The organism is Mesorhizobium sp. WSM4837, from assembly GCF_055811435.1.
The window spans coordinates 19,732-27,929 of record NZ_JBVVQE010000084.1 but is presented as its reverse complement, the minus strand read 5'-3'; the positions used below and the strand labels follow the sequence as shown (position 1 = coordinate 27,929).

At 60.8% G+C, this 8,198-nt stretch carries 10 protein-coding genes; all 10 read left to right on the top strand.

Features of this window, described 5'->3' with window-relative positions; genetic code table 11:
- Window positions 1-327 (top strand): phosphonate C-P lyase system protein PhnG (gene phnG / locus AC0L3D_RS31795; protein ID WP_473647026.1); only part of this gene is annotated, 327 nt, incomplete at its 5' end.
- Window positions 324-926 carry a phosphonate C-P lyase system protein PhnH gene (gene phnH / locus AC0L3D_RS31790; RefSeq protein ID WP_473647024.1) on the top strand — a complete coding sequence of 201 codons (603 nt, stop codon included), beginning with the start codon at window positions 324-326 and terminating at the stop codon, window positions 924-926. The genes phnG and phnH, both read left to right, overlap by 4 nt.
- Window positions 927-2,033, top strand: a complete 1,107-nt coding sequence (locus AC0L3D_RS31785; protein ID WP_473647022.1) for a carbon-phosphorus lyase complex subunit — start codon at window positions 927-929, stop codon at window positions 2,031-2,033.
- Window positions 2,030-2,974, top strand: a complete 945-nt coding sequence (locus AC0L3D_RS31780; protein ID WP_473647020.1) for an alpha-D-ribose 1-methylphosphonate 5-phosphate C-P-lyase PhnJ — start codon at window positions 2,030-2,032, stop codon at window positions 2,972-2,974. Before AC0L3D_RS31785 ends, AC0L3D_RS31780 begins: the two co-directional genes overlap by 4 nt.
- A complete protein-coding gene (phnK, locus tag AC0L3D_RS31775; protein WP_473647018.1) occupies window positions 2,971-3,771 on the top strand; it encodes a phosphonate C-P lyase system protein PhnK in 801 nt (266 codons plus the stop codon). Before AC0L3D_RS31780 ends, phnK begins: the two co-directional genes overlap by 4 nt.
- The gene (locus AC0L3D_RS31770; RefSeq protein ID WP_473647016.1) at window positions 3,772-4,977 is read left to right on the top strand and encodes an alpha-D-ribose 1-methylphosphonate 5-triphosphate diphosphatase; all 1,206 of its coding nucleotides are present in this window, start codon (window positions 3,772-3,774) and stop codon (window positions 4,975-4,977) included. It abuts the gene before it with no gap.
- Window positions 4,978-5,023: 46 nt separating this feature from the next.
- Window positions 5,024-5,773: a phosphonate C-P lyase system protein PhnL gene (gene phnL / locus AC0L3D_RS31765; protein WP_473647014.1), complete on the top strand. Its 750-nt coding sequence runs from the start codon at window positions 5,024-5,026 to the stop codon at window positions 5,771-5,773.
- Window positions 5,773-6,507 (top strand): DUF1045 domain-containing protein, encoded by a 735-nt coding sequence (locus tag AC0L3D_RS31760; RefSeq protein WP_473647012.1) that lies wholly within the window; start codon window positions 5,773-5,775, stop codon window positions 6,505-6,507. The genes phnL and AC0L3D_RS31760 overlap by 1 nt, the downstream gene beginning before the upstream one ends.
- A 4-nt stretch (window positions 6,508-6,511) precedes the next feature.
- Window positions 6,512-7,087, top strand: coding sequence for a phosphonate metabolism protein/1,5-bisphosphokinase (PRPP-forming) PhnN (phnN, locus tag AC0L3D_RS31755; RefSeq protein ID WP_473647011.1), 576 nt, complete (start codon window positions 6,512-6,514; stop codon window positions 7,085-7,087).
- A gap of 146 nt (window positions 7,088-7,233) precedes the next feature.
- Window positions 7,234-7,941, top strand: a complete 708-nt coding sequence (gene traR, locus AC0L3D_RS31750; RefSeq protein ID WP_473647009.1) for an autoinducer-binding transcriptional regulator TraR — start codon at window positions 7,234-7,236, stop codon at window positions 7,939-7,941.
- Window positions 7,942-8,198 lie beyond the last annotated feature (257 nt).

The following is an 8,198-nucleotide window of genomic DNA, read 5'->3' as shown; positions in this document are numbered from 1 at the left end:
CGCGGCCTGGTGCTTGTGCGAGGGCGGGGGTGCGAAACCCGGACCTCGTTCAACCTCGGTGAGGTCACGATGACACGCTGCGCGCTCAAGCTCACGGACGGCACGACCGGATTTGCATTCATCCTCGGTCGCGATCAGCGCCAGGCAGAGCTCGCCGCACTTTTCGATGCACTTTTGCAACGAGGCGATGAGACCGCCTCGGCCACGTTGAAAGTCATTTCCGAATTCGAGCGCGCGCAATCCCTGCGCCGCGATCTCAAGAGCCGCAAGGCAGCTTCGACGAAAGTTGATTTCTTCGCAATGTCTCAAGCCAGAGAGCCTGAATGATGAGCGCTATAGATACCGCGGGTATCGAACCCGGCTTTAGCGATCCCGTCTTCGATAGCCAGCATACATTTCGATGCATCCTCGAAGCCTATGGATACGTCGGACGGCCTCAAGTCCTTTCTCGCGCGAACACTCGGATCGGCCCTCTCGATCCCTCGACCGTTTCTGTCTGTTTGACGTTGATGGACTTCGAAACGCCCATTTGGCTCGATCCGGCGTCAGACTTGAAGCTGGTCCGCGATTTCCTTGCGTTCCATTGCGGCGTGCCGGTCACCAGCGCAGAGGCATCCTCGTTTGCCGTTATTTGCGACCCGATGAGCATGCCGCGCCTGGATCAGTTCGCGGTCGGAACCGACCTGGAGCCTCAGAGCTCGGCAACCGTTGTCATTCAGGTCCCGGCTTTTGACGGCGGTCCGTCAGTTCGACTGCGCGGCCCCGGTATCCCACGCGACATCTCGCTGGCTGTCGGCGGTCTTCCTTCCTGGTTCTGGGAGGACTGGCAGGGCAACCACGAGGTCTATCCGATCGGGGTGGATGTTCTTTTCACCTCCGGGAGATCGGTGATCGCCCTCCCACGCAGCATTTCAGTGGAGGTTTAGATGGCTTATGTTGCCGTTAAAGGGGGCGAGCAGGCAATCCTGAATTCGCACCGCCTGATTGCGGAAGATCGGCGCGGGGACACTTCGGTTCCCGAGTTGACCGTCCGCCAGATTTCCGGGCAAATGGGCCTGGCCGTCGACCGGGTGATGTGCGAGGGCTCCGTCTATGATCGAGAACTTGCCGCCCTGGCGCTGAAGCAGGCGCAAGGCGATGCCGTCGAAGCGATTTTTCTCCTGCGTGCCTACCGCACGACCATGCCGCGATTTGCGGTCTCAAATGCGCTCGATACGGCTCGAATGGTCATTCAGCGGCGTGTTTCGGCGACGTTCAAGGACATCCCCGGCGGCCAGGTACTGGGTTCGACTTACGAATACACCCATCGGCTCCTTGACTTTGATCTTCTCGATCCTGCGCATCCCGAAGACGCCAAAGCCAACGTTGCGGACAAGTCGCTTGAATCCGGCGTGGGTCGCGCTTTCGACAGCATTTCTGACGAAGGTCTGATCGAAGTTGAAATCGCGCCGGCTGCACAGCAGGCCGTTTTCGATCTGACACGAGAGCCTCTGAGCCTTCCCGCAGGGCGCGATCAGCGACTGCAGAACCTCGCCCGCGGCGATGAAGGTTTCGTGGTCGGCTTGGCCTATTCCGCGCTGCGGGGTTATGGCGCGGCCCATCCCTATGTTGGCGAAACGCGCGTTGGAGACGTCGCCGTCGAGATCGTACCGGAGGAACTTGGTTTTGCGGTTTCCATCGGAGACATCACCGTAACTGAGTGCCAGATGCTGGACTTGTTTGGCGGCTCCGAATGCCGCCCTGCGCAATTTACGAGAGGGTACGGTCTCTCCTTTGGAAAGAGCGAGCGCAAAGCCATGGGCATGGCCGTCGTCGATCGATCCTTGCGCTGCCGCGAGTTAGGCGAGGAAGCGCGCTATCCGGTTCAGGACGAAGAGTTCGTGCTGGCCCACACCGACAATCTCGAAGCGGCTGGCTTTGTCTCGCACCTGACCTTGCCGCACTACGTCGACTTTCAGGCCGACCTGCAGTTCATACGACAGTTGCGACAGGAGCAGAGGGGCGATCGTCTGAAAAAGGAGGCCGCAGAATGACCGCCAATCAACAAGGCGCAGCCCGCAGCGGCGGCCGCTCAGCCTATAATTTTGCTTATCTCGATGAGCAATCAAAGCGAATGATCCGCCGATGCATCCTGAAGGCGATGGCCGTTCCTGGTCTCCAGGTCCCCTTCGGCAGTCGCGAGATGCCGCTCGCCTACGGCTGGGGAACTGGTGGAATTCAGCTGACGGCCAGCGTCATCGGACCGGATGACCGGTTGAAGGTCATTGACCAGGGTGCCGACGATGCGACGAACGCCGTGTCCATTCGCCGCTTCTTCAAGCGGGTTGCCGGCATCGAAACGACGGAACAAACGAGTGCGGCCACCATCATCCAAACGCGACACCGTGTGCCCGAAACGCCTCTCAAGGAGGGGCAGATCGTCGTGTATCAGGTGCCGTCGCCGGAACCATTGCAGCGGCTGGAACCGCGGGAAGCCGAGACGCGCAAGATGCACGCCTACGGGGAATACGGTCTGATGAGCGTCCAGCTCTACGAAGACATCTCCCGCTTTGGCCATATCGCCACGACCCACAGCTATCCGGTCATGACGAATGGGCGCTACCTGATGTCGCCTTCGCCGATCCCCAAGTTTGACAATCCAAAGGTAGGCAACAATCCAGCCATCCAGCTGTTCGGCGCGGGCCGCGAAAAGCGGATCTACGCTGTCCCGCCCTACACACAGGTTCGCAGTCTCGATTTCGACGACCATCCATTCAAGGTGCAGCGATGGACGCAGTGTTGCTCGCTTTGCGGAGCGACCGAAAGCTATCTCGACGAGATTTTGATGGACGACAAAGGACAGCGCATGTTCGTCTGCTCCGACACGGACTACTGCGCGACGCGAAGGGAAAGCGGGCAGACCGGATCGGATGAGCGGACCTCTCACTCGCAAGCTTACCCATCGACGGAAGCTGCAAAAGGGCCGAACTCATGAACGCGGCTTCAACGCAAATACGGTCGGCCCGCCGCCAGCCGCTCCTGTCAGTCAGGCAGCTTACAAAAGCCTATGGCAGCACGTTGGGCTGCGAGGATATCTCCTTCGGTCTGTTTCCGGGTGAGATCATCGCGATCGTGGGGGAATCGGGATCCGGGAAGTCCACTCTGCTCAACTGCCTTTCAGGGGGGCTGGTGCCGGACAAGGGCGCTGTCGTTTACGACATGCAGCACAAAGGGCCGACGGATGTCCTGACATTGAAGGAGCCAGAACGTCGAAAGTTGATGCGGACGGACTGGGGCCTCGTCCATCAAAATCCGCGAGATGGTCTTAGGATGGCGGTGAGTGCTGGCGGCAACATCGGCGAGCGGCCGATGGGCCTCGGTGCGAGGCACTATGGCGACATCCGGAAAGAGGCTCAAGACTGGCTCACCAAGGTCGAAATCGATCTCTCCCGCACCGATCATCATCCCAAGACATTTTCCGGCGGCATGCAGCAACGTCTGCAGATCGCCCGGATCCTCGTGACCAAGCCGCGCCTTGTCTTCATGGACGAACCTACCGGCGGCCTCGACGTATCAGTCCAGGCCCGTTTGCTCGACCTCCTGCGGGGTCTGGTCATGAACATCGGGGTGGCAGTCGTGCTGGTGACACACGACCTGTCCGTCGCCCGGCTTTTGGCGCATCGGATCATCGTCATGCGGCGAGGCAATGTTGTGGAGACCGGTCTTACCGACCAGGTCCTCGATGACCCTCATCACCCCTACACCCAACTTCTCGTTTCGTCGGTGCTTTAGATGTTTCTCGAACGCAATGCTCCGTCGCGCAGCAAAGCTGCAAAACGCGCTCCGAAAGAACTGACGCTGACAGGCGCCAGACTGGTTCTACCTGAAGAAATCTTTGAAGGAACTGTCCACATCAAGGATGGTCTGATCAACGATGTTTCCGCCGGTCGGAGCTCCGTGCCGATGGCGGTCGATCTTGAAGGCGGTTATATGTCGCCAGGCCTTGTCGATCTTCATACGGACAACGTCGAAAAGCACGCGTTGCCGCGCACCGGCGTGATCTGGAACCCGATTTCCGCAGTCGCAACGCACGATGCAGTTGTCACAGCAGCCGGCATTACCACGGTCTTCGATTCCCTCTCTCTAGGCTCGACCACGCGTGACAACATAACAAGGGGCGATAGGGCTCGCATCGTGCCGCTTATCGTGGAGGCTATTGGGACGGCTCAAGAACTCGGCCTGCTTCGCGCGGATCATTACCTCCATCTGCGCTGTGAGGTAACCGACGACGACGTGGTGTCGGCATTCGAACCGCACGCGGACAATCCGCTGGTCAAGCTTGTCTCGGTCATGGACCACGCGCCTGGTCATCGCCAGTCGCCCCAATTGGACCGCTTCCGGGCGATGCAGATCAGGGACTACGGCTGGTCGGAAGAAGACGCTGACCGGCGCGTTGCGGAATGGATCGAAGAGTCCCGATCGATTGGGCCTCGGAACCAAGAGACGATCATTGCTCTTGCACGGGCGCGCCAATTGCCGATCGCGAGCCACGACGATGATACGCCTGAGCATGTTCGGGAGGCCCACGGCGCCGGCGTTACGATCTCCGAGTTTCCAACGACCCGGACTGCTGCAGAAACCGCCCATTCTCTCGGTGTCCGCGTGTTGATGGGTGCCCCGAACGTCGTTCGTGGGCTCTCTCACTCGGGAAATGTAAGCGCCCGAGAACTGGCGACGACTGGTCACCTCGATATTCTTGCTTCTGATTATGTCCCGGCAAGCATGTTGCATGGAGCCCTCCAGCTCACGAGGGACCCCATCGGCTTGAGCCTTCCCAGTGCCATTGCGACGATAAGCTTGAACCCCGCTTTGGCGACGGATCTTTCCGATCGAGGCGCCATCAAAATCGGGGCAAGAGCCGATCTTTGCCACTTTATTGAAATCGGCGACGTGCCGCTCGTTCGCGGCGTGTGGAAGGAAGGCGCCCGGGTGTTCTAGCGCCGGCACGACCTCTTCCTCCCTTCGGTTCTCAAAGGACATCTCGATGGAACAAGCACTTCAGCATCCCGCGCTTCGCGCCGTCGGTCTCACGAAGACCTTCACGCTCCACACGCAGGGCGGCATCGTCCTGCCGGTTTTCGATGACATCGACCTGACGGTACAGGCCGGCGAATGCGTCTGCCTGCACGGGCCGTCCGGCGCCGGCAAGTCGACGCTGTTGCGCTCGCTCTATGCCAACTACAAACCGGATGCCGGGCGGATCCTCGTCGAGCACCTCGGCCAGACCGTTGATCTTCTGGCGGCCGAGCCCTGGGAGGTCGTCGAGATCCGCCGCAGCACCATCGGCTATGTCAGCCAGTTCCTGCGGGTCATTCCACGCATCAGCGCCCTCGACGTTGTCGCCGAACCGGCGATCGCCAACGGTGTTCCGGCCGAGGACGCCTATGCCAAGGCAAGGGCACTTCTCACTCGTCTCAATATCCCCGAGCGGCTCTGGTCGTTGGCGCCGGCGACCTTTTCCGGCGGCGAGCAGCAGCGCGTCAACATCGCGCGCAGTTTCATCGTGGACTACCCCGTCCTCCTGCTCGACGAACCCACCGCATCGCTCGATGCCGCCAACCGGCAGACGGTCGTCGAACTGATCAATGAGGCGAAGGCACGGGGAACTGCCATCGTCGGCATCTTTCACGACGAGGAGGTACGCGAGGCTGTCGCCGACCGGCTGTTCGAGGTCGGCAAGCAGGCAGTTCGCGGAACCAGGTTCAATACCACAGCGGCGGAGGCGGCCGCCTGATGCCAGAACCCGGCTTGGCCCGTTACGGAATCTACTACACTCCGGCGTCGGAACATCCGCTGACGGTCGCAGCGAGAAGCTGGCTCGGGCGGGACGCGTTCGCCGGCGGTTCGGCCAAGGCTTCCTTTGAGCACGCGGCCGCTGCTGCGGATGCGGTCCGCGGTGCCTTGACTACCGAACCGCGTCGCTATGGGTTCCATGCGACGCTGAAGGCGCCGTTCCGGTTGAAGGAAGGCACCTCGGTCGAGGAACTGGAGCGGGCGCTGCGTAGCTTCGTGGCGGCATGGCCGCCCTGTCCGATCGGTCCCCTGAAGATCGATTTGCTGGGCGGCTTCTTCGCACTGGTTCCTGTCAGCCCGATCCCGACCTTGCGGGGCTTTGCCTCGCATATCGTCGAGGACTTCGATTGCTTCCGGGCACCGATGAACCAAGCCGAACTTCAGCGGCGGCTGCGCAGCCCGCTCGACGAGACCGAGACCACCTATCTCGCACGCTGGGGTTACCCCCACGTCTTCAACCGCTTCCGCTTTCACATGACGCTCACCGATCGTGTTCCCGTCGAGGATCGGCCCGGTGTGAGGAAGGAGCTGGATGAGGCCTTCTCGTCGTTGCTTGCCGAAGACTACGGCGTCGATGCCCTGTCCCTCTTCGTTCAGGAACATCCCGGCGCCGATTTTGTGGTGCGCTCGCAGTTCGCCCTGAGGAGCCGCAGTGTCCTCAGGGAGGCGGTGTGACACCATGACCCGCGCGTGTGGCCAACTGGTTCTCATCGTCGGCCCCAGCGGTGCAGGTAAGGACACACTCATCGACCATGCCCGCCGGCGGCTGCGATCGGACCCTGATTTCCGCTTTGTCCGCCGTGTCATCACCCGCCCCGCATCGATCGGCGAGGACCACGAGCCCGCCACCAGCGAGGCGTTCGAAACCCTGGCGGCGAACAACGCCTTTGCCCTTCATTGGCATGCGCACGGCCTCTACTACGGCCTGCCAGCAGTCGTTAACGACTGGATCGTCGAAGGCTGCACCGTCGTCGCCAACGGATCGCGTGCCGTCCTGCCGGAGGCCCGCTCCCACTTCCCCAGTCTCCATATCGTCAACGTCACCGCGCCATCAGTGATCATCGCCGCTCGCCTTAACGCGCGTGGCCGCGAGAGCGACGCTATGATCGCGGGTCGCCTTGCCAGAGCCAGATCGGCCGACATCTCCAATGTCGCAGCTCTTGAGATCGACAACTCCGGACCGCCAGAGGCGGGCGGCGAAGCCCTGATTCACACCCTGCTCGCAATCCGAAGTGCAGAGGTTCCAGTCACATAGGAGGAATGGGCCGCCCACGACTCGACGCGGCGGCCACGGAGGATTGAGCTTTGAAAATGAGTTTCTCGAATTCAATCCCCATCGGAACACTTGGCGTGTGCGTCTCCGAAGCAAAAAAACGGAGAACGCCGAATAGGGAGGTTCGAGTGCTAAGAAGCTGGTTCCAAAAGTTGTCCGACATCTCGTCGCTGACAGGGACAGAGGCAATGTTGAAGGACGCGCTCACCGACGCGGTCCATGAGCTCGGCTTCGACTGCTACGCCTACCTGAACGTCCAGCCAGTGTGGACCTACGCGATATCGAACTACGCGAATGAATGGCAACAGCGCTATTTCGAACGCGACTACAAGGATATCGATCCAGTCGTGGCGGCCGCGCGGGCAAGGATGGAGGCCTTCATCTGGGCCGCTCAGAGCCCGAGAACGGCATCGTCGGGTCGGGTTCGCACTTTCTATGCGGAGGCAGGCGACTTTGGCATTCGGTCCGGCATCACGATCCCGATCAGGACGGCGTTTGGCCACATGTCGATGCTGACTCTCGCGTCGCACAAGCCGTCGCTGTCGCTGGACCGCGACATCGATCAGCTTGCGGCGGTAACAGCTGTCGCGCTCCTCCACGCAAAGCTCGAACAACAGGATGCCCAGCCGACGGCGAGCGCTCAGGTGGAGCTCAGAGCGAGGCAGGCCCTTTGCCTGAAATGGTCGGCCGAAGGTAAATCGATGAAGGCAATAGCGGCGATCGAGGGCATGTCTTTCGCGACGGTGAATTTCCACCTCAACAACGCACGCAAGGCCCTCGATGCCGGAAGCCTCGCGCAGGCTACTGCTCTTGCGACGAAGCTCAAGCTGATCTAAGGGCACGGCATATTCACTTCACAGGGGGCGGGCAGAAGTCCGGTCCGCACGCGGCCACTTACACGCTCCACAACGACCGACATTACTTATCTTAGGGCAAGGCTCGGGTTGCGGCCGTACCTTTTGATAATGGCCGTCTATCCAATCCTTGCGGGGAAACAGAAACTGGCCTCTCTACAGGCGCGCCTCGGTGCTAAAGGTCGTCGCAGGACTGTCTGAGTACAGTTTAAACCCCGGCTTTGGATCAGGGATTGACG